At 65.2% G+C, this 20,912-nt stretch carries 20 protein-coding genes; 11 read left to right on the forward strand and 9 right to left on the reverse strand.

Going from position 1 to position 20,912, the window contains the following annotated elements:
* The first annotated feature begins 26 nt into the window (after nt 1-26).
* Together B5F74_RS03940 and B5F74_RS03945 are read left to right on the forward strand one after the other, a co-directional pair.
* Entirely contained in the window at nt 27-566 is a 540-nt protein-coding gene (locus B5F74_RS03940; RefSeq protein ID WP_087200188.1) for a Crp/Fnr family transcriptional regulator, read from the forward strand.
* A gap of 28 nt (nt 567-594) precedes the next feature.
* Nucleotides 595-1,410, forward strand: coding sequence for an S-layer homology domain-containing protein (locus tag B5F74_RS03945; RefSeq protein ID WP_087200190.1), 816 nt, complete (start codon nt 595-597; stop codon nt 1,408-1,410).
* 96 nt (nt 1,411-1,506) lie between these two features.
* Here B5F74_RS03945 and B5F74_RS03950 read toward each other — a convergent pair whose 3' ends face one another.
* Nucleotides 1,507-2,517 (reverse strand): zinc ribbon domain-containing protein, encoded by a 1,011-nt coding sequence (locus B5F74_RS03950; RefSeq protein ID WP_143753769.1) that lies wholly within the window; start codon nt 2,515-2,517, stop codon nt 1,507-1,509.
* A gap of 817 nt (nt 2,518-3,334) precedes the next feature.
* Nucleotides 3,335-3,853 carry a ferritin gene (locus B5F74_RS03955; RefSeq protein ID WP_066828831.1) on the reverse strand — a complete coding sequence of 173 codons (519 nt, stop codon included), beginning with the start codon at nt 3,851-3,853 and terminating at the stop codon, nt 3,335-3,337.
* 165 nt (nt 3,854-4,018) lie between these two features.
* On the opposite strand from B5F74_RS03955, the gene B5F74_RS03960 reads away from it, so the two are divergent.
* A complete protein-coding gene (locus tag B5F74_RS03960; protein ID WP_239283342.1) occupies nt 4,019-5,932 on the forward strand; it encodes a DUF2207 domain-containing protein in 1,914 nt (637 codons plus the stop codon).
* A 69-nt stretch (nt 5,933-6,001) separates the two neighbouring features.
* On the opposite strand, the gene B5F74_RS03965 is transcribed toward B5F74_RS03960, so the two are convergent.
* Nucleotides 6,002-6,637 (reverse strand): GNAT family N-acetyltransferase, encoded by a 636-nt coding sequence (locus B5F74_RS03965; RefSeq protein ID WP_087200194.1) that lies wholly within the window; start codon nt 6,635-6,637, stop codon nt 6,002-6,004.
* Nucleotides 6,638-6,887: 250 nt separating this feature from the next.
* Here B5F74_RS03965 and purH point away from each other — a divergent pair, with 250 nt between their 5' ends.
* The 4 genes from purH to B5F74_RS03985 all read left to right on the forward strand — a co-directional run bounded on the left by purH (nt 6,888) and on the right by B5F74_RS03985 (nt 11,124).
* Nucleotides 6,888-8,504 (forward strand): bifunctional phosphoribosylaminoimidazolecarboxamide formyltransferase/IMP cyclohydrolase, encoded by a 1,617-nt coding sequence (gene purH, locus B5F74_RS03970; protein ID WP_087200196.1) that lies wholly within the window; start codon nt 6,888-6,890, stop codon nt 8,502-8,504.
* An 82-nt stretch (nt 8,505-8,586) separates the two neighbouring features.
* Nucleotides 8,587-9,282 carry a hypothetical protein gene (locus B5F74_RS03975; RefSeq protein WP_087200198.1) on the forward strand — a complete coding sequence of 232 codons (696 nt, stop codon included), beginning with the start codon at nt 8,587-8,589 and terminating at the stop codon, nt 9,280-9,282.
* Nucleotides 9,283-9,382: 100 nt separating this feature from the next.
* Entirely contained in the window at nt 9,383-10,048 is a 666-nt protein-coding gene (locus tag B5F74_RS03980; protein WP_087200200.1) for a response regulator transcription factor, read from the forward strand.
* A gap of 8 nt (nt 10,049-10,056) precedes the next feature.
* Nucleotides 10,057-11,124 (forward strand): sensor histidine kinase, encoded by a 1,068-nt coding sequence (locus tag B5F74_RS03985; RefSeq protein WP_087200202.1) that lies wholly within the window; start codon nt 10,057-10,059, stop codon nt 11,122-11,124.
* A 91-nt stretch (nt 11,125-11,215) separates the two neighbouring features.
* Here B5F74_RS03985 and B5F74_RS03990 read toward each other — a convergent pair whose 3' ends face one another.
* Nucleotides 11,216-11,653: a universal stress protein gene (locus tag B5F74_RS03990; protein ID WP_066828818.1), complete on the reverse strand. Its 438-nt coding sequence runs from the start codon at nt 11,651-11,653 to the stop codon at nt 11,216-11,218.
* Between the two features lie 207 nt (nt 11,654-11,860).
* Between B5F74_RS03990 and B5F74_RS03995 the strand changes: the two genes are divergently transcribed.
* Nucleotides 11,861-12,814: an undecaprenyl-diphosphate phosphatase gene (locus B5F74_RS03995; protein WP_087200204.1), complete on the forward strand. Its 954-nt coding sequence runs from the start codon at nt 11,861-11,863 to the stop codon at nt 12,812-12,814.
* Nucleotides 12,815-12,908: 94 nt separating this feature from the next.
* On the opposite strand, the gene B5F74_RS04000 is transcribed toward B5F74_RS03995, so the two are convergent.
* Nucleotides 12,909-13,811, reverse strand: coding sequence for a PPK2 family polyphosphate kinase (locus tag B5F74_RS04000; RefSeq protein ID WP_087200206.1), 903 nt, complete (start codon nt 13,809-13,811; stop codon nt 12,909-12,911).
* A 175-nt stretch (nt 13,812-13,986) separates the two neighbouring features.
* On the opposite strand from B5F74_RS04000, the gene B5F74_RS04005 reads away from it, so the two are divergent.
* The 3 genes from B5F74_RS04005 (at nt 13,987) to B5F74_RS04015 (ending at nt 18,268) form a co-directional block, all read left to right on the forward strand.
* Nucleotides 13,987-16,749 (forward strand): UvrD-helicase domain-containing protein, encoded by a 2,763-nt coding sequence (locus B5F74_RS04005; protein WP_087200208.1) that lies wholly within the window; start codon nt 13,987-13,989, stop codon nt 16,747-16,749.
* A 14-nt stretch (nt 16,750-16,763) separates the two neighbouring features.
* On the forward strand, nt 16,764-17,252 hold the full coding sequence (locus tag B5F74_RS04010; protein ID WP_087200210.1) for a hypothetical protein: 489 nt from the start codon (nt 16,764-16,766) through the stop codon (nt 17,250-17,252).
* 191 nt (nt 17,253-17,443) lie between these two features.
* Nucleotides 17,444-18,268 carry a helix-turn-helix transcriptional regulator gene (locus B5F74_RS04015; protein WP_087200211.1) on the forward strand — a complete coding sequence of 275 codons (825 nt, stop codon included), beginning with the start codon at nt 17,444-17,446 and terminating at the stop codon, nt 18,266-18,268.
* 204 nt (nt 18,269-18,472) lie between these two features.
* Here B5F74_RS04015 and B5F74_RS04020 read toward each other — a convergent pair whose 3' ends face one another.
* Genes B5F74_RS04020 through B5F74_RS04030 form a run of 4 tightly spaced genes read right to left on the reverse strand, consistent with a single transcriptional unit; the run spans nt 18,473 to nt 20,683 of the window.
* Entirely contained in the window at nt 18,473-19,234 is a 762-nt protein-coding gene (locus tag B5F74_RS04020; protein WP_087200213.1) for an ABC transporter permease, read from the reverse strand.
* Between the two features lies 1 nt (nt 19,235).
* Entirely contained in the window at nt 19,236-20,090 is an 855-nt protein-coding gene (locus B5F74_RS04025) for an ABC transporter ATP-binding protein (protein WP_087200214.1), read from the reverse strand.
* Complete coding sequence (locus B5F74_RS12360) at nt 20,074-20,226, reverse strand: hypothetical protein (protein WP_158095689.1); 153 nt, start codon at nt 20,224-20,226, stop codon at nt 20,074-20,076. The genes B5F74_RS04025 and B5F74_RS12360 overlap by 17 nt, the downstream gene beginning before the upstream one ends.
* 1 nt (nt 20,227) lies before the next feature.
* The gene (locus tag B5F74_RS04030) at nt 20,228-20,683 is read right to left on the reverse strand and encodes a hypothetical protein (RefSeq protein WP_087200216.1); all 456 of its coding nucleotides are present in this window, start codon (nt 20,681-20,683) and stop codon (nt 20,228-20,230) included.
* Nucleotides 20,684-20,912: the final 229 nt, after the last annotated feature.

Consider the following 20,912-nt stretch of genomic DNA (forward strand, 5'->3'; position numbering starts at 1 on the left):
CTATTCGGGCGATTGGATCCGGCCTTTTGAGTGACGAGGATGTCACTGCCCTCGCCGCTGCTTCGCGCATTCAACATTTTGGGAAGGGCGATCAGCTCGTTTCGGTCGGCGAGGTTCCGACGGCGGTGACGCTTCTGATATCTGGCGTGGCGCGTGGGTACTACATCGATGCTGCGGGCAAGGACGCCACGGACTGCATCGCGTGGCGCCCCGGCGAGGTGCTTACCCCCGCGGCGGGTCTCCAGACCCCCTCGCCCGTGTTTCTCGAAGCGGTGAGCGCCATCGACGTCCTCATGATCGACATGAAGTGCATCATCGATCTGCTTGAAACGAGTCTCGGCCTTAACAGGCTCTACAATCTCCTGCTGCTGCGCTCGTGGGATTATCACTGGGCGATCAAGCGCGTGGTCAGCCAATGCAAGGCCAAGGACCGCTACCTGTGGTTCCTGAAGGAGTTCCCCGGTGTGGTCGACATCGTTCCCGGACGTCACATCGCAACGTTTTTGGGCATGACCCCGGTGACCCTCTCGAGGCTGCGCTCGGCATTGCGCGCCGAGGAGGACTGACGGCGGACTGGGCTGCAGTATTGATTGTTTGACGCCTCTACGAAGGGGGGGCGGCTCGGTCGAGGTCGAGCTGGTCCCCGCCGGCGAGACGGCGACCGTGGTGTGCGAGCCCGAGCTCGGCCAGGAGGTCCGCAACGTCGTCGTGACCGACTCCGAGGGCAACCGCGTCGAGACGACGACCGACGAGGACGGCAACGTCACGTTCGAGATGCCCGAGGGCGGCGCGAAGGTCGAGGTCGTCTTCGGCTGCGACGGCGGCGAGCTGTGCGGCACGCACGCGTTCCCCGACATCGACCAGGACGAGTGGTACCACGACTCCGTCGACTGGGCGATCGGGGCCGGCGTCTTCCACGGCTACGACGACGGCACCTTCGGCCCCGACGACGTCCTCACCCGCGAGCAGGCGGCGGCCGTCCTCTACAACTACCTGGGCGGCGAGCCCGGCGCCCCCGGCTCCGGCCTCTCCGACGTGTCGGAGGACTGGTACACCGACGCCGTGAACTGGGCCGTGGAGAACGGCATCATGACCGGCTACGAGGGCGCGGGCGCCTTCGGCGTGGGCGACGCGCTCACCCGCGAGCAGTTCTGCTCCGTGGTCGCCAAGGCCATGGGCGCCGACCTGGAGGGCGTCGACGCCTCGGTGCTCGACGGGTTCTCCGACGCCGACTTGGTCTCGGGCTGGGCCAGGAGCGCTGTCGCCTGGGCCGTCGAGGCCGGCGTCGTCAACGGCGTCGAGAACCCCGACGGCACCCGCAGTCTCCAGGGTGCGCGCGACATCACCCGCGCCGAGATGGCCGCGATGATGAAGAACGCTGTGGACGCAGGAGTGCTTGCGACCGCGTAAAGACAACTGTCACCTAATCATCGATGCCCGGGGCGGAAATGATTTCCGCCCCGGGCATCTGTCATCTGCAACCGTTCTCAACGGCGGGGCCAGACGTTACGCTCCCATCTGGTAGAGCGTGAACGCCAGGTTGCCGTCGTCATCGTAGCGTGCGTCGACGATGGCGGTGCCGCTGTAGACAACGTCTGAGCTGGCGCCGAGCGCGTCCAGCATGTCAGTCAGCGGCAGGCCCAGCGTGTCTTGAGAGATCTCTGCCGGGATGCGCGACGTTGTCGGCTTGTACACATCGAAGGCGACCTCGTAGCGGTTGTTCCCCTGGTCGGTCACCGATGTTACGACCGCTACGTTTTGGATGGGGTAGCTCGTCCCCTCGTTGTCAATGTAGTAGTACCAGCCGTCGCGCACCTCGCTGCCGCCGGTGGTGAGCTGCTGGTCGGTAAAGGTGAGGCCCACGTAGCGGCTCATGAGGCTGTTGAAGTAGTTGATGTCGACGCGTTTGGTGTACCCGAGCTCCGCCATGGGGTCGCTCGCGTCCACGTCCTCGAGATACGGATTGGCGTTGTAGGACATGTGGCGCTGCATGAACAGAATCAAATCCTGTTGCTGCGGCACGCTGAGCTCCTCGTCGCGGTTGAAGTGATCCTGTACGTTGAATCCCGAGGCGAGCTCGCAGAAACTCGTGATGAAGACGTTGAGTTCCTGGTAGTCGGACGTGCGGTTCAGGTCGATCGTGATGGAGCTGGGGGTCACGGGTGCCTCGGGCTCGACGGGGGTTTCCGCCTCGGATGCGGTGTCGGCGGGCTGCTCCTCCACCGTCGTTACCTGGGTGCTATCGAACAGACCGAAGCCCCCTGTCACCAGTCCCGCGATGCCGATGATGAACACGGCGGCGGCTATCGTCACCAGAGCGGCCATGGGCGCCTTTGATTTCGGTGTCGCGTGCGTCTGGTCGGAGTAGGAGTTGACGGGGTTGACCGGCACTTTTTCAGAGGCGATGACGACCGGCTGTGGGACCGGTTGCGGTGCGGCGCTTCGAAGCGGCGTGCCGCACTTGGTGCAGAATTTGGCGTCGTCTGGAACACGTGCTCCGCAATGCTGGCAAAACATGCTGCTCCTTACCCGTGAATTCTTTTCTGCGAGCATTGTAACAGCCGTGCAGGAAGACCGCTGAGCTGCAGCGGCTTATTAACTCTGCTTGCCTTCCTGGTTTGAACGCTTTGTTTCGGAGTCCGTTCTGTCTTGAGGCTTCGGGACTGCTTGGGGGATGGGACGAGGCGGCGAGGCGGAGGGGTGACATTTTCGCGCAACGACAACACCGATCCGTTCATTCATGAAATAGTTGAGGTGTCAAACAATGGAATCCTGGGCAAACGCTTATAATGCCTCCTTTCATTCATGAATGAGCGGGATCAATGAGGTGTCGGACGATTCTGTCGCTGCGAATCTGCCGTGAGGGCGGTCCGGAACGCGCGGGGAGGACGTTGTATCCGCCCGGGTGCAAAACCGCACCTTGCTAAAACCTTTTACCAACGTACGCGGATGTCTCATTTTGAATTTGGTATCAACTCACGGGCTAAAAGGGCCGCTTCAGGGCGAATCCGAGGCCCTTCCCGGGGCCTCTGGAACCGGCCGAACGAAGAAACCGCAGGTCAAAGGCTTGTCAGATATGGCCGTTTCCCATCCATACTTGCTGAGTTGATACCAAATTCATTCTGAAAATATAATAACCCCCGTTTTCCTGCGCTTTTGCGGTGAGGTTTCCCCACCGGGCGGTGCCGGGTTCACATCGCGCTCGCTGCGCGGTGGCGTGGGTGCGGGGTTGAGCCGCGCCCCGGTCGCCCCAGGCCGCGCAGAGCCGAAAAAGCCCCTGCAGCGGCATCCGTTGCAGGGGCATTCGGTCCGAGAACCGCCAGATTGCCGTGGTTTACAGCGGCAGCGCGGTCATCTGGGTGTAGACGCGGGTCTGGTACTCGCGGTCGAGGTCGTACAGACCCTTGGGGTCGCAGCCGAACAGTTTCATGTTCGTGATCATGTCGCGGGCGTTGGCCTCTTCCTCGCCCTGCTCCTTCACGAACCAGTCGAGCATCTGCATGGCGCGGATGTCGTGGGCCTCGTGGGCGACCTCGTAGCAGTGGTGGATGAGGCTCGTCACGTACTCCTCGTGCTCAAGACCGGCCTCGAGCGGGGCGAGGTCGTTGTCGAAGGTCTTGTCGGGCTGGGCGATGGCCTTCATCGTGGGCTTGAAGTCGTTGTCGAGCAGGTAACGACGCAGCGCCATGGCGTGATCCATCTCTTCCTTGGCCTGGATCTCGTACCAGTTGGCAAAGCCCTTGAGGCCGCGATCCTCGTAGTAATCGGCAAAGGTGAGGTACAGGTAGGAGGAATAGAGCTCCTTGTTGATCTGGTCCTCGAGAACCTCGGCGACCTTCTCATTGATTGCCATGTGCATCGTCTCCTTATCAACGTCGCAGTCGGGGCGCAAATCGTCATGTTCGCGCCGTCGAACAAAGTATACCCTCTCACACGGACATGAACGCCCTTCGCGGCGCTGCGCACTCTAGGTACAATATGCTCAAACGAGAGCGTTCCTTACTTGAAAGGCCTGCTTATGAGCATCGTTTCCGGCCACGTTGGCCTGCGCGCCCGTCATGTGCTCGCGGCGGTGGCGTGCGTCCTGTGCATGTTGGTCCCCGCTGCGGCCTATGCCGATTCCTTCGAGATGCCCGCCGTCGGCATCCACGCGACGGTCCAGCCCGACGGCACGCTTGCGGTGACCGAGACGCGCACGTTCGAGTTCGACGATGACATCAACGGCGTGTATTGGACGATCCCCACCTCCCAAAACGAGCAGGGCGTTAAATCTTCCGTCCAGATCTCCGACGTCTCCGTTGCCGAAGACGGCGCCACGATCCCGTTTGCTCCCGCGCAGAGCGCCGAGGCAGGCGAGAGCGGCGTGTATACCGTGTCGACGTCCGAGGACGGGCTGGAGCTCAAGGTCTTCACGCCCCAGGAAGACGGCGACACCGCGCAGGTCACGGTCTCCTATCGTATGACGGGCGCCGTGATGGCCTGGGTCGACACCGCGGAGCTGTACTGGCAGTTCGTCGGCCCGGATTGGGAGGAGGACTCCTGCGACGTCGAGCTGACCGTTGATTTCGCCGGCGCCTCGGCATCTTCGGTATCGGACGGATCGAGCCTGCACGCGTGGGCGCACGGCCCGCTCGACGGCACGGTCGCCATCGACGAGGCCGCGCATGCCGTTCGCTGCGCGGTGCCGCGCGTTCATGAGGGAGAGTTCGCCGAGGTTCGCGCCGCATTCCCATTATCGTGGGTGCCGACCCTGCAGGCTTCTGCCGAGATCCGCCTCGACAAGATCCTCGACGAGGAACAGGCATGGGCCGAGGAGGCGAACGCGCGCCGCGAGCAGGCGCGCACCGTTCTCGCTGCGGGAAACGTCGCACAGGTCGGCCTGCCCGCGCTGTTTCTCGCGATTATCGGCTACCTCAAGTACACGCGCGGGCGCAGCCCCAAGCCGGTGTTCCAGGAGACCTATTTCCGCGATGTGCCGTCTGCCGATCACCCCGCGGTCATCGCGACGTTCATGGACGACGGGGACGTGCCGAACCGCGCGTTCGTGGCGACGCTCATGAAGCTGACCGACGACCGCGTCATCTCCCTCGACGTGCAGACGATCGAGGAGGACGGGCTGTTCGGCACGAAGCAGCGCGACGAGTACCGGCTGCACCTGGTCGATCGCGATGCCGCGACCGCTCCCATCGACCGCGCGGCGCTCGACCTGTATTTCGGCGATGCTGCGGACGGGGTCACGGAGATGCGCTTCGACCAGATGAAAGATGCCGCGGCCGATGACGCTGAGGGCTACAACGATCGCGTCGAGAACATGAAGGCGGAGATCCGGGCGGCCCTGGAGACGAGGATGCTCGTTCGCACCGACGGCGGTTCGTTCAAGGCGGTCGCCGTGGGCATCGCCGCCGCGCTGTTCATCGCGTCGCTCGTCTTCTTCTTCGCGACCGACCTCGCGAACCTTCCGGCCTTCATCATCTCGATGGCCCTGCTCGTGGTGGCCGTCGTCGTCGCCATGACGTATCGCGTGTATTCGCAGGAGGGCGTTGAGCTGCGCGAGCGCTGCGAGGCCCTCAAGCGGTGGCTCGAGGACTTCACGCGCCTGAACGAGGCGGTTCCGGGCGATCTGGTGCTGTGGAACAAGTTGCTGGTCATGGCGGTCGCCCTGGGCGTGTCCGACGAGGTGCTGCGCCAGCTCGCCGATGCCGTTCCGCGCGACCTGCGCGAGGACGCATACGGCGGCTACTATTACCCGATCTACTGGTGGTGCTATCCCCACGGCCGCCTGCATGCGCCGACGCACGAGATGAACGAGGTCCAGACGGCATCCATGGCAGAGGTCGCGACGAGCCTCGACAGCTCGGGGGCGGGCACGGGAGGCGGCTTCTCCGTCGGCGGAGGCGGCGGTGTCGGCGGTGGCGGAGGCGGCACGTTTTAGGAAAGCGCCGATCGCCTGCTTTTGCGCCGGGCGCCCCTATCCGCTATGGGACGCCCGGCGCGTCGCTGCTCAGCTCGAGAGGTCCAGGCTATAGAGGTACATCTCGCGCGGGAGCAGGTGGCGCTCCTCGCGTGTCGCGCGGTGCGTCGCGATGCGCTTGAGCCCGCGCTGCTCGTAGAACTTCCAGGTGCAGTCCGTGTCGGTGCACAGGTACGTCTCCGTGAACCCGCATGATGCCACGTAGGAGGAGGCGGCATCGAGCAGCACGGAGCCGATGCCCAGATGCTGCGCCGTCGAAGCCACGGCGAGCAGCGTGATCTCGCTATCGGTGTTGATGCCCGCGCGGCCGATCATGTCCTCGTTGACGCGCACGGACGCCTCGATGAAGTCGCGATAGCGCCGCTGGGCGTCCGGGTCGATCGCGCACATCTGTTCCATGAAATCGCCCGAGGCGTTGAGCCAGCGCCTCTCCCAGCTGCCGTCGACGGTGCCGGCGCGTGCCAGCACGATGCCGCATGGCGTATCGTCGATACGTGCGACCTGGGAAAACGTCGAGGTGGAGAGGCAGTAGGCCAGATCGTCGCACGCCTCGAGGTAGTTGTAGGCGTCGTTGGCGCTTCTCGCATGCCAATGGAGCTGCATGATGGCTGCGAGCTCGTCGAAATCGGTTTCATCGAAAGGGCGGTACGAGACCTTTGACACCATGCCGGCTCCCGTGCGGTCGATGCGTATCGTTACATGTCGGTTCTATCACCAGATGCCCTCCGAGATATGACGTCTTCGTGTTCACCTCCGTTCTGGGGCGCTTTTCCTCATGAGCGCCACGGCATCTTGGCATTTTCTCCAAAATGTCCCGCGCGTTCCGGTCGGCCTGCAGGCGTTGCGCTACATTAGAAAGGTAGTTCGCCCGTTGAAGGTACGACCGCCGCGGGCGCCAACAAGAAGGAGGGGTTGCATGGCAACAGACGTGAAGATCAAGCGCGCCTTGATCTCGGTGACCGACAAGACGTGGGTCGTCGAGTTCGCTCGCGAGCTGCAGACCGTCTACGGGGTGGAGATCATCTCGACGGGCGGCACGGCTCGCGCACTGGAAGAGGGCGGCGTCACCGTCATCCCTATCGAGGAGTACACCGGGTTCCCCGAGATGATGGACGGCCGCGTGAAGACCCTGCATCCCAAGGTGCACGGCGGCCTTCTGGCCCGCCGCGACGACCCCAAGCACATGGCGGAGGCCGCTGAGCACGGCATCGGTATGATCGACATGGTCGTCGTGAACCTGTACGAGTTCGAGAAGACCGTGGCCAACCCCGACGTCACCTTCGCCGACGCCATCGAGCACATCGACATCGGCGGTCCTTCGATGCTGCGCTCCGCCGCGAAGAACGCCGACTCGGTGACCGTTGTGTCCGACCCGTCCGACTACGCCGGCATCCTGACCGAGATGGCCGCCCACGATGGCGCCACGACGCTCGAGACCCGCCGTCGCCTGCAGCTGAAGGTCTACCAGACCACGGCCGCCTACGACACCGCGATCTCCACGTGGCTCGCCGCCCAGGCACCCCAAGCGTCCGAGCAGGCGGAGCCGCCCGCGTCCTTCGACCTGCGCCTGGAGAAGGTCGACGACCTGCGCTATGGCGAGAACCCGCAGCAGACCGCCGCGATCTACCGCTTTGCCGACGGCTTCGCGCAGAAGGGCTCCTCGGCGAACCCGCTGGTGGGGGCCGAGCAGATCCAGGGCAAGCCGCTGTCGTACAACAACTACCTGGACGCCGACGCCGCCTGGAACCTCGTGCGCGAGTTCGACGGTCCCGCCTGCGTGATCCTGAAGCATCAGAATCCGTGCGGCTCCGCCACGGCAGACGACATCACGACCGCCTACGATATGGCCTTCGCCTGCGACCCCAAGAGCGCCTTCGGCGGCATCATCGCGTGCAACCGCGAGGTCCCCTTCGAGCTCGTCGAGCACTTCGCCGACGAGAACAAGCAGTTCGTCGAGGTCATCATCGCCCCGAGCTACACGCCCGAGGCGCTTGAGCGCATGGCCAAGCGTCCGAACCTGCGCGTGCTCGCGACCGGTGGCGCCGCGGGCCATGCCGCCCTCGAGCTTCGCTCCGTCGACGGCGGCGTGCTCGTGCAGTGCGTGGACACCGTGGCCGAAGACCCGGCGACCTTCACCTGCCCGACCGATCGCAAGCCGACCGACGCCGAGATGGCCGAGCTCATGTTCGCGTGGCGCGTCTGCAAGGGCGTGAAGTCCAACGCCATCCTCATCTCCAAGAACAACGCCGGTATCGGCATGGGCCCCGGCCAGCCGAACCGCGTGGACTCCGCGCTGCTCGCCTGCGAGCGCGCCGAGGACGCGTGCGAGCGCATGGGCTGGGAGAAGGGCGGCTTCGCCTGCGCGTCCGACGCCTTCTTCCCGTTCCGCGACAACGTCGACGTGCTCGCGGCCCATGGCGTGACCTGCATCATCCAGCCCGGCGGCTCCAAGCGCGATGATGAGTCCATCGAGGCGTGCAACGAGCACGGGATCGCGATGGTGTTCACCGGCGCCCGCCACTTCCGCCACTAACTGCGGCCGGCGCGAGCTGTCCTAACGGGGTGCGGCTGCGGTCGCACCCCGTTTTTGTGTTCTCTACGAGAAAGAGAGTTCGATGAGCGAGTTCGATAGCGAGATATTCTCCACACCGCAAGAGCAGCGGGAATACGAGGAGTTCTGCGAGCAGCAGGAGCGCGAGCAGACGTTCTCGCTCGATCAGCCGGCGCTTGTGTGCCGCTGGCGCATGGCCCATCGCCGCGTGCCGCTGCTCAACCGCCATATCCGCGCGCTGTCGCGGCGCACTGTCAACGGCGCGCCGCTCGCCCGCAACATGCTCTCATGGGCCAAACAGCACGTGGAATGGTCGCTGGCGGAAGGCGAGTACGACGATCCGTGCGGCGTGCTCATGATGGTCGTCGACGTGAACGGCAACGCCGCGATGACGGTCGGCGCCTACGAGCCGCTGGAGGATACGTCCGCTGCCGCGCTGGCATCGCGGGCGTCCCTCGCGCGCGCCGAGCGCGATGAGACCGGCGTGGCGCCCGAGGTGCTCTGCGCGGTGGCGGACGGCTCGCTCATCGTCGACGCGGCGCCCGATGAGCCCCTCTGCGGCGCCATGACGCTCGTCGAGCAGCTGGCGGAAACCTGCGGGCATAACGTCGTGCATGCCGAGGGGTCTCTGCCGGCCGGTACCGTCCTGCTCGTCTCCGACGAGCACGGAGTGGTGCCCGCAAGCGATGCGTCCACCTCGGACGCCGACGCCGCCTTCGTCAAGCTCCTGACAGACGGCGTGGCCAAGCTCTTCGCTTAGGGACGCGCTGGCCAATTCATTCCCCGGCGGTCGGCCTCGTCCCAAAAAGCGTCGCGCGCGGCATAATGGAGGCAGGCGACAACACGACAGGAGGGGCCGCATGGCGTTGATCTATATCGTCGAGGATGACGAGCCGATTCGGCACGAGCTGGCGCAGGTGCTCGCGCGCAACGGGTACCGGACGGCGGCGTGCGAGACGTTCGACCATGTCGTGGACGACATCGTCGCCGCGGCTCCCGACCTCGTGCTGCTCGATTTGACCCTGCCGGGCACCGACGGGCAGTTTGTCTGCCGCGAGCTGCGCGAGCGTTCCGAGGTCCCCATCATCGTCCTGACCTCGCGCGTGACCGAGATCGACGAGGTCATGAGCATGACGATGGGCGCCGACGACTTCGTGTCCAAGCCCTACAGCTCGCGCGTCCTCGTCGCCCGCATCCAGGCCTTGCTGCGGCGCGTGTCCGCGGCACCCGAGCGCAACGTCATCTCCCACAACGGCGTCGAGCTCGACCTGGCGCGCTCCGTCGCCAGCGCGAACGGAAAGCAGGTGGAGCTCACTAAAAACGAGATGCGCATCCTGTCGCTGCTCATCAAGCACGCCGGCACGATCGTGTCGCGCGAGGCCATCATGCGCGACCTGTGGGATTCCGACGCCTTCGTGGACGACAACACGCTCACGGTCAATATCAACCGCCTGCGCAACACGCTCGAGAAGATCGGCGTCACGGGGTACCTCGCCACGCATCGCGGACGCGGCTACTCGGTGTAGGGGGCCGCATGTCGTACTGGTCGTATCTCAAGTCGTCCTACCTCAACGTGTTCATCGTGGCGGCGACGGCGATGCTTTGCTGCTTCATGCTGGTGGTGGCGGGGACCGGCCTGGCGATCGCCCTGCTCGTGGCGGCCCTGATCGTGTTCGCGGGCATCTTGGAGAGCGTCACGTCGTATCTGCAGCGCCGTTCGTTCTACCGCGATCTGAGTGCGGGCGCCGCCGATGTCGAGCACCCGCTTTGGATCACCGAGATGATCCATCGTCCGGATTTCATCGAGGGCGAGATCGTCTACGATGCGCTGCGCGCGATCTCAAAGGCGGCCAACGACGACGTGGCGGAGTACCGGCGCCAGACGACCGACTATCGCGAGTACGTTGAGACCTGGGTGCACGAGGCGAAGTCGCCCTTGGCCGCCGCCCACCTCACGCTCGAGAACCTTGTCGACGCGGTGCCCGCCGACGACGACGCCGAAGCGGTGCTGCGCAAGGCCGACGCCCTCGAGGAGGAGCTCGACCGCGTGGAGGGCTATATCGAGCAGGCGCTGTTCTTTGCGCGCTCCGAGACGCTCGACCGCGACTACCTCATCCGCAGCTACTCCTTAAAGGCCCTCGTGACCGCCGCGATCAAGGCGAACGCCCGGGCGATGATCGCAGCGCGCGTGGCGCCGATGCGCAAGGACCTCGATATCGAGGTCTTCACCGACGAGAAGTGGATGGAGTTCATCCTAGGGCAGCTGATCCAAAACAGCGTGAAATACGCGCGTCCCGAGGGCGCCGTCATCGAGTTCTCCGGGCGCGTGCTGCAAAGCGGGCAGGCGGACGAGCGCATCGAGCTCACCGTGCGCGACAACGGCTGCGGCGTGCCGGAGGCCGACCTGCCGCGCGTGTTCGACCGCGGCTTTACCGGCGAGAACGGCAGGGGCGGCAAGCGCTCGACCGGCATCGGGCTGTACCTGGTCTCCCGCCTGTGCGACAAGATGGGCATCTCCGTGCGGGCGGATTCGACGGAAGGGGAGGGCTTTGCGATCACGCTCGTCTTCCCGGCCAACAAGATGCACTATTTCGAGCATTAGCAGGGTGGGGCGCATGACCCCGTCCCAATAGGCACCATCATGGAAACGGCACCCGAAGGTGCCGTTTCTGCGCGTTGTTGTTGCTCGAAAGCTACTTCACGACCAGGATGTCGCATTCCGTGCTGCGGAGCAGGAAGGTCGAGATGGAGCCGAGCAGGGCGTACTTGATCGACGAGAGGCCGCGGGCGCCGCACATCACCAAGTCGGGCTGAATCACATCGAGCATCTCGTCCTTTAGCGTCTCGCGGATGCGTCCTGCCTTGATGATGATCTCCACGCCGGCGATATCGGGGTTCTCCTCGGCTTCCTGGACCTGTTCGGCGATGGAGTTGCGGAAGGCCTCCTCGAGTCCGTTCACCAGATCGACCGGGTACGATCCGGCCGATTCGAGCGCGGTCGAGTCGATGACATGGCCGATGTAGAGTTTCGCGCCGTTGTTGGCTGCGACCTTGATGGCGCGCGCCAGCACGAAATCCTGCTGCTCGGTGCCGTCGAGCGAAACGAATACCTTGGAATAGCCCTCGTTCATGAGTACCTCCTTAAACGTATGGCGCGCACGGCGCGCCACTCGGCCTTCGTGCCTTGCTCTCGTTATACCCGCACCTTCTCCATGTTGGTAAATAATTCTGTGAACGCGCAGCTTTTTTTGCGCAGGTACGGACGGCGGGCGATAATGAGAGGTCAACGCCCCGCTCCGGCGGCGGAAAGACCTGTTCAGCGTGTGAAAGGCGTGCTTGTGGATATCATCGAGCTTGTGAAATCAGCTTTTCTCGGCGTCGTGGAGGGCATCACCGAATGGCTGCCCATCTCCTCCACGGGCCATTTGATCCTCGTCGACGAGTTCGTGAAGCTCAACGTCACCGAAGAGTTCTGGAACATGTTCCAGGTGGTCATCCAGCTGGGCGCGATCCTCGCCGTCTGCGTGCTGTTCTTCCACGACCTCAATCCGTTTTCGCCCTCGAAGGGCAAGCAGGGCCGCAAGGATACCTGGAGGCTGTGGGGCAAGATCGTGCTCGGCTGCATCCCCGCCGCGGCAATCGGCATCCCGCTCGACGACTTCATGGAGGCGCATCTCTACAACTCGACCGTGGTCGCAGCGGCCCTCATCGTCTACGGCATCGCGTTCATCGTGATCGAGAACTGGCGCGCGGCTAAGCGCCGCCGCATGATCGAGAGCGGCGAGCTCGTGGTCGGCAGGCCCGCGGGCGCGCATTTTTCCACCCCGGCGGCGCCTGCCGAGGACGAGGGCGATACGGACTTCGGATCCATCACCACGCTTGAGGACCTGTCGTGGAAGACGGCGCTCGGCATCGGGTGCTTCCAGGTGCTGTCGCTGATCCCCGGCACGTCGCGCTCCGGTTCGACCATCATCGGCGGCTTGCTGCTCGGCTGCACGCGCACCGTCGCGTCCAAGTTCACCTTCTTCCTCGCCGTGCCCGTCATGTTCGGCGCGAGCGCGCTCAAGCTCGTGAAGTACCTCGTGGTGGACGGCGGCACGTTCGGTACGAACGAGCTGGCCATCATGGGTGTGGGCTGCCTCACCGCGTTCGTGGTGTCGCTCATCGCCATCCGCTGGCTCATGGGCTTCGTGCGCCGTCACGACTTCAAGGGCTTCGGCGTGTATCGCATCGTGCTCGGCGTGCTGGTGCTCGCGTACTTCTTCGCGATCGCTCCCGCCTTGGGTCTGTAGCGGTCGGTCGGCGCTCCTCACGGGGCGCACGGCGGCCCCAGTCGCGGCCGGGAAGGCATGAATACGAGTTTGTCATTGTTTTTCGGTGCTATCCCTACCGGTCCACGTCGGCGGCGGGACCGGTCACGAGGGCGTCTCGACATGCGGCGAGGCGCCCTCGTTGCTCTTTGGTGAGCGCGGGGTAGTGCGGATCGATGTCTTCGAGTGTGTCGAGGATGATCTGGGACACCAACGCGCGGGCGACCCACTTCTGGTCCGCAGGGATGACGTACCAGGGTGCCCGCTTGGTGGCGGTGCCGGCGATCATCTCCTCGTACGCGCGCTGGTAGTCGCTCCACAGCAGGCGCTCGGACAGGTCGCTTTCCGAGAACTTCCAGTTCTTGGACATGTCGTCGATGCGCTCGAGGAACCGCTCGCGCTGCTTGGCGGCGCTGACGTTGAGGAACAGCTTGACGACGCGGTGGCCCATGCGCGTCAGGTAGCGCTCGAAGCAGCGGATGTCCTCGAACCGCTCCGAGAAATATTGGTCCTCGTCCATATCGAGGCAGCGCGCGGGCATGCGGTACGTGCGCCAGATGCCGCGCACGCGCACCACGAGGCACTCCTCGTAATACGAGCGGTTGAACACGGCGATCTTGCCGCGAGCAGGGAGGGCGGAGAAGGAGCGCCAGAGAAAGCCGTGGGTGAGGGCGAGGTTCGACGGCTGCTTGAAGTTGCGGACGTCGATGCCGATGGGGTTGATGCCTCCCAGGACGTGGCGGATCATCGAATCCTTGCCGGCGGCATCCATGGCCTGCAGGATGATGATGACGCCCTCGCGCGCATCGGCGTACAGCGCCCCCTGCAGCTCCTCGATGCGGGCCTTGTTCTCGGCGAGCAGCTGCTCGCAGGCGGGGCGCTCTTGCTTGTCGACCTTGAACGAGCAGGGCACGCGTTCGAGCTTGAAGCCCTTGCCGCTCGTGATGGTCAGGTTGCTCAGGGCTTTTTCGACCTTCATAGATTCCTCCGTCCGTCATTCGTTCTTGTTCCCCAAAAAGTGCCGGCCGAGCAAGAGGGCTGTCCACGCGTGCGGGTATACTGGTTTGGCTCAAACTCAGGCCCGCCGCAGCGGGCCGCCGATCGTCTGGAGTACGTGCATGCCGTTGCCGCAACAACTACCGTGGGAGAGAAACATGCAGGCCGCCCGTGCGGCCGAGGAGCCCGCATACGAGCAGGTCCCGCTCGATGTCTACGATGCGCCCGCGCCGTCTGCGCCGGCTCGTCCCGTCGTCGACATCGACGGCTTGAATCCCGCGCAGAAAGAAGCGGTTCTCACGACCGAGGGCCCCTTGCTCGTCCTTGCGGGCGCGGGCTCGGGCAAGACGCGCGTGCTGACGTTCCGCATCGCGCACATGATCGCCGACCTGGGTGTTCGCCCGTGGCAGATTCTCGCCATCACCTTCACCAACAAGGCCGCGGCCGAGATGCGCGAGCGCCTGCAGGCCCTGCTTCCGGACGGCACGCGCGGCATGTGGGTGTGCACGTTCCACGCCATGTGCGTGCGCATGCTGCGCGAGGACGCGGACCTGCTCGGCTACACCGGCCAGTTCACCATCTACGACGACGATGACTCGCGCCGCTTGGTGCGCGACATCATGGCCGCGATGGAGATCGACCAGAAGCAGTACCCCATCAACATGATCCGTTCCAAGATCTCCACGGCCAAAAACGCCATGATCGGTCCGGATGAGATGGCGAGCCGCGCCGACGACCCCAGGACCGAGAAGGCCGCTCGCGTCTACGCGGAGCTCGAGCGCCGCCTGCGCGCCGCGAACGCCATGGACTTCGACGATCTGCTCGTGCGCGCGCTGGAGCTGCTGCGCACGCGTCCCGAGGTGCTCGAGAAGTACCAGGACCGCTTCCGCTACATCAGCGTGGACGAGTACCAGGACACCAACCACGTGCAGTACGAGATCGCGAACCTGCTCGCCGCCAAGTACCACAACCTCATGGTCGTGGGCGACGACGACCAGTCGATCTATTCCTGGCGCGGCGCCGACATCTCGAACATCCTCGATTTCGAGAAGGACTTCCCCGACGCCAAGGTGGTCAAGCTCGAGCAGAACTACCGCTCGACCGGCCATATCCTCGCCGCGGCGAACGCCGTGGTGCGCCACAACTCGCAGCGCAAGGACAAGCGCCTGTTCACCGACGCGGGCGACGGAGAGAAGATTCAGGCGTACCAGGCGAGCGACGAGCGCGACGAGGGCCGCTGGATCGCCGCGGAGATCGACAAGCTGCACGATGCGGGGACGAGCTACGACGACATCGCGGTGTTCTACCGCACGAACGCCCAGTCCCGCATCCTCGAAGACATGTTCCTGCGCGCCGGCGTGCCCTACCGCATCGTGGGCGGCACGCGCTTCTTCGACCGCGCCGAGATCCGCGACGTCATGGCGTATCTCAAGATGATCGTGAATCCCGCCGACGAGATGAGCGTCAAACGCGTGATCAACACGCCGCGCCGCGGCATCGGGTCGACGTCCATCGCCAAGATCGACCAGCTGGCCCAGCAGAACCGCTGCTCGTTCTTCCAGGCGTGCGAGCTGGCGACGGCGGAGACGGGGATGTTCTCCGCGAAGGTCCGCAACGGGCTCGCGTCGTTTGTGGGCATCGTGCGCGAGGGCCGTCGCATGAGCGGCGAGCTCAAGGACGTCGTCGAGGCGATCGTCGACCGTGCCGGCCTGGTGCAGGCCTTCCGCGCCGAGGGGACCATGGAAGCCGAGAGCCGGGCGGAGAACATCCAGGAATTCTTGGGCGTCGCCGCGGAGTTCGAGGAGACGCACGAGGATATCGAGGGCACGCTCGAGAGCCTGGAGGAGCTGCGCGCCGCCGGCATCTCTGACCTGCCGGCTGGGGCGGTCGCATCTGGCGAGGCTTCCGCCGTGCCCGTGGCAACTGCTGCCCCCGCCGCTCGCGACGAGCGCGATGCGTCCGACCGGCCCAACCCGCTCGACGCGCTCGCGGCGCCGCTGACGAGCGCCCAGGAGGCGCTGGCGACGATGATCGCCGGCAACAGCATGGCCGCGGCCCCCGTCGAGCCGTTGTCGGCCGCTCTGGTCGCCGACGAGATCGAGCGCACCTATGGCCCGCTCGCCTGCGCGGCCCTGCCCGCGCTGCTCGAGTGGCTCGCGCTGCGCAGCGACCTGGATGCGCTGTCGGGGCAGGCGAGCGCCATCACGATGATGACGGTGCACTCGGCGAAGGGTCTGGAGTTCCCCGCGGTGTTCGTCGCCGGCATGGAGGAGGGCATCTTCCCGCACGTGGCGGGCTTCGCGGCGGCCGACGACCCGGGCAAGCTCGAGGAGGAGCGCCGCCTGGCATACGTCGCCATCACCCGCGCGCGCAAGCGCCTGTTCTTGACCTATGCGGCGACGCGCCGCACGTACGGCTCGACGCAGGCCAACCCGCGCTCGCGTTTCGTCAACGAGATCCCCGAGGAGCACATCGAGTTCTCCGGCATCGGGTCGTCCGGTTTCGAGGGCACCGGCTGGGAGAAGCGCGGCGACCGCCGCGGCACGTTCGGCTCGGGCATGGGCTCGGATATGTACGGCGGGCGCGTCTTCGGCTCCCGCACGCGCTCCACGGGCGGATCGGGCGTGTCGCGCCACACGGGCATCAGCCCGGACGCAGGCCTCAAGCCCGCCACGTTCGGCAGCGGCGTCGCGCGCACGACGCGTGCGAAGGCGTCCGCGTCGCCCGCGGTCGAGCAGCGCCGTCCCGATGTCGCGCGCGCGGCGGAGACGTTTGCGCCCGGTGATACCGTGAGCCATAAGACGTTCGGCACGGGAACCGTGATCTCGGCCGAGGGGGATATGATCGAGGTGCAGTTCGACAAGAGCGGCAAGACCAAGAAGCTCATGAAGGGCTTCGCCCCGATCGTCAAACTGAGCTAGTCAGGAGGTCAGCTGTGGCAGAGCATGAGAACGTACAGCCGATTGCGGCGGTCTGCTCGATCGACGGAACCTGCAGCGTGCCTGCGCCCGCATCGGACGAGGAGCGCGTCGAGCGGGAGTCGGAAATCTATCGCGAGGCCGTGCGGGGGTTTCATGCCGTCGACGTGCCGGCGATCGAGGCCATGATCGCCGAGCGCCGGGATTTCTACCTGTACGTCGGCCGGGTGACCTGCCGCTGGTGCCGCAGGCTCATCCCGGTGATGGCGCCCGTGTTCGCGAAGCGCGCGATCGACGTCTTCTACCTCGATAGCACGGACAGCAAGACGGACGAGGGGCTGTCTGCGTTCAGGACGCGCTACGGCGTGACCTGGGTGCCGACGGTGCTGCACTTCGACGCGGCGGGTTCGGTGCGCGGCCTCGAGGTCGATCTCGACGTGGACGACGACACGCTGCGCGAGGCGATCGAGCGCGAGCTCGCGTGTGGGTTCAGCTCCCCACGTTAACCCGGCACGTTTTTGGCGGTGCCATGTTTGCTTCACGCCATGTGGGGTGGGGATGCGCCAATCGGTCCTTCTGATCGGCTGGCTTAGTAAAACAGCTGGTCAGAGTGCTTGTAAACCACTTTTTACTGCGTCTTGCAATCTTGTCGGCTACGTTGTGGTTGTCGGATAGGCCGCGAGGGACGGGGAAGCAGATGGACATCGGCAACCAGATTCGAGAGCGTCGTTCACGGCTCGGGCTCTCGCAAGACGAGCTTGCGCGCAAACTGTACGTGAGCCGCGTCACGATCAGCCACTGGGAAACGGGCAAGACCCTGCCGGACGTCCAGAGCATGCTGCTCCTCGCGAACCTCTTCGACACCACGATCGACGAGCTGGTGAGAGGGGACGTGGACGAGATGCGCGAGATGGTGAAGAAAAGCGAGCAGAGGACGAAGGTCTTCGCGGTGGCGCTGGCGGCGGTTGAGGTCGTCGTGATCACGGCGCTCGTCGTGACGGCGGTGGCGGGGCGCGACTATCTGGAACCCGTGCTGCGCCTGCTGCTCGCCGTGCTCGTCTTGGTGTTTTCGGTCGTGATGCTTGTTGCGCGCCGAAAGAATGGCAGCGAGGACGCGAGAAGCGCCGCCGAGCTCCTTGGCGCCGCGACGGGTGATCCGGTCGAGGCGGCACGTGAGAGCGGTGCCGCTTTTGGGATGCGGCTCGTGCTTCAGGTGTTCGCGGGTCTTGCTGTCGGTATTGGGGTGCTTGTGGTGGGAGACGTCCTGCTTGATGCGCAGGCGTTCCGCAAGCTGGTGGTCATTCTCGGCGTTGCTGTCGCGCTTACGGCGTCTTTCGTCTTGGGGCGCTTTACGCGTCCGGTATGGACGGCGGCCATCCTGCCGGCGCTTTGGGTCATGAGTGCTGCCGCCCTCGGAGTTGTGACGGGCGGCCTCGACTTTCCCCGCGACTGGCTTGTCATCGCAGGCGGCGCAGTCGTGTTGCTCGTGTTCTGGGTGATAGCAAGAAGGCGCACAGGGTAGGCGACCCTTTTTCGCGGATGGCTGCAAGCCAGGGCCGTCGGCATCGTTCCGGCGGTCCTGTTTCATGAAAAAGTGTCGGGTCGGGAGTGCGAATCCTGCGGAAATGTCGATTCAACCCATCTTCGTTCATGAAAAAGTGGTCGATGGCGGGCGGCAGGATCGAGTGTGGCCCGCCATCGACTTGCTCAGCTCAGTCCTGATGTGTTAGTTGTCCCGTGCGAGCCTGCGGTAGAGCGCGGCGAAGACCGCTGCGCCCGCGATCGCCCATGCGAGCGTCACGGCGAGGGGCATGAGCGCGTCTGTGCTGAGCAGATGCCCGCCGTAGGCGAGTCCGAGCAGGTCGTAGACCCCGCCGAGCGGCGTGAACGATGCGGCGGTCTTGATGGTTTCGCTCGTCATGCCGAACGTGGGCACGAGCGCCAGCAGCAGCACCGGCACGCTGTAGAATCCCGCCGTCATCTGGTCGCGCGAGGCGAGGCCGAGCACGAGCGAGATGAGCACCACGGGGACGGCCCCCAGCGCGGTGAGCGCAAGGTAGACGGGCAGCAGCCCGGGCTCGCCGCCCGCGAGGAAAAAGCACGCCGCGCTCACGGCCACGACGGCGAGGAGCGCCACGCCGCCCTTGGACGCCGCGACCTCGCCTGCGCCCACATTGGCGAGCATAAGCGTGCGCAGGGTGTGCTTCTCCTTCTCCTCCGCGATGCCGTAGATCAGCACCATCGAGGCGACCATGCCGATACTCATGCACAGGCCCGAGCCGAGGAGGAACTTGTCGATCTCGCCGCCAACGCTTGCGAGGTCAGCCCCGGTGAGCCCCGCGTCGGCGGCGGTGTCCCCTATGACGAAGCGGAACAGCAGCATGAACCCGATGGGCATGAGCAGCACCACGAGCATCGTGGGGTTCTTGATGAGGTCCATGAGGTCCTTGTCGACCAGCGCGCCCACTCGGCGCAACGTCGCGTTCATGCTAGAACTCCTTTCCGGTGAGCTCGAGGAAGACCTCTTCGAGGTTCGGTTCGTCGGAATGCAGCGATAGGGCCTCGCCGGCGGCGAGGAGGTCGCGCACGGTGTCGGCGCTGGCGGCGTCCTTGGTGAGCTCGACGACGCCGTGCGTGCGCGTCGTCACGACCAGGCGGTTGCGCGCATGCTCCATGGTAAGCGATTGCGGGGTCCCCATCGTCACGATGCGGCCCTCGTTCAGGATCGCCAGCCGGTCGCAGCAGGACTCGGCCTCAGCCATGTCGTGCGTGGTGAGAAACACCGTGGTTCCGGCGCGACGCAGCTCGGCGAGCATCTTGTGCACCTCGGCGCGCGCTGCAGGATCGAGCCCGCTTGTCGGCTCGTCCAGAAAGACGAGCTCCGGGCTGTGGACGAGCGTCGCCAGGAGGGCGGCTCGCTGCCGCATTCCCTTCGAGCAGTTCTTGATGAGCGTCTTGCGGTCGCGGTCGAGGCCCACGCGTTCGAGCAGGGCGGGTATGCCGTATCCGCCGCGCCCGCGGACCTGAGCGTAGAGTCGCAGGTTCTCCTCGATGGTGAGCCGCTCGTAGAGGGCGCTCGTGTCCGACAGGATGCCGATGCGATTGTAGTCGGCGCCGCTCGCGTTCTCGATGGGACGGCCGAACAGGGTGATGCGCCCGGTGTCGGCGGCGAGCTGGCGGGTGAGGAGCTTGATCGTGGTGGTCTTGCCGGCGCCCGACGGGCCGAGGAAGCCGAAGCACTCGCCGCGGGCAACGTCGAAGGTGAGTCCGTCGAGGACGCGCTTGGCTCCAAATGAGAGGCAGACGCCCTCCATGGAGAGCACGGCGCTATGCGTCCCGTTCATCGCGTGTTTTCTCCTTCCGCATATCGGGCGCATGCTCGCCCTCGTCCTTACGGTTCTTCTTTCGCCTGCCCGTCTCGAACACGCCGGCGGCAAAGCAGCACGCGATGATGATCGCACCCATGAGCGCGGGATCCATGCTACATCTCCTCCTTGGCGCCAGAGCCCATGCGGCAGATCTCGTCGCACGCACGCGGCAGGTTCGCCGCGTGCCAGCTGCCCCACAGGCCGCTTGTGCGAAGACCGCTCGTGGATTCGTGCTGGGCGTTGAGGAGCACGTCGCCCTCGTCGGTGGTGATGCGGATGCGCCGCGTCATGCCGGCGTCGGCGAGCTCTGTGTTGGCGGAGAGGATGTCCTCGCGAGAGATGCAGCGGTAGCTCGCAGATGTGCGGATGTCGTTGGTGAGGTTGTTGAGCTTGAAGAGGAGGACGGCGTCCTCGGCGCAGACCATGAGCTCGAAGCGGTCGGTCTGCATGGCGAACTCGACGACGCCCTGCAGGATGCTCTCGGGCGTACGGGTGACGATGATCGCGGTCCCTTCGATGGGCTCGTGGCCGAGTGAGCGGACGCGGTCGTAGATCTTTTGCTCTTTCATGGCGCTCCTTTCGGTTGCTGGCTGCTGAGGCCATACTCGCCCGCGCCGGTGGGGCGGACAAGGGGTTCCGACCGTCAGGAGCTGCGGAAACGACGAGAGGAGCATAGGCGGGTACGAGAGGAGCAGCCGAGGAGACCCCGGTTTGCCGGCCGATACGGGCGGATCCCGGGGTCCCGTATGCGCGCAGTGGGGAAACCGCACCGCAAAACTGCAGGAAAGAGGGGGTTGT

Origin of the sequence: Collinsella sp. An271, from assembly GCF_002159695.1 — a bacterium.
GTDB classification, from domain to species: Bacteria; Actinomycetota; Coriobacteriia; order Coriobacteriales; family Coriobacteriaceae; genus Collinsella; species Collinsella ihumii.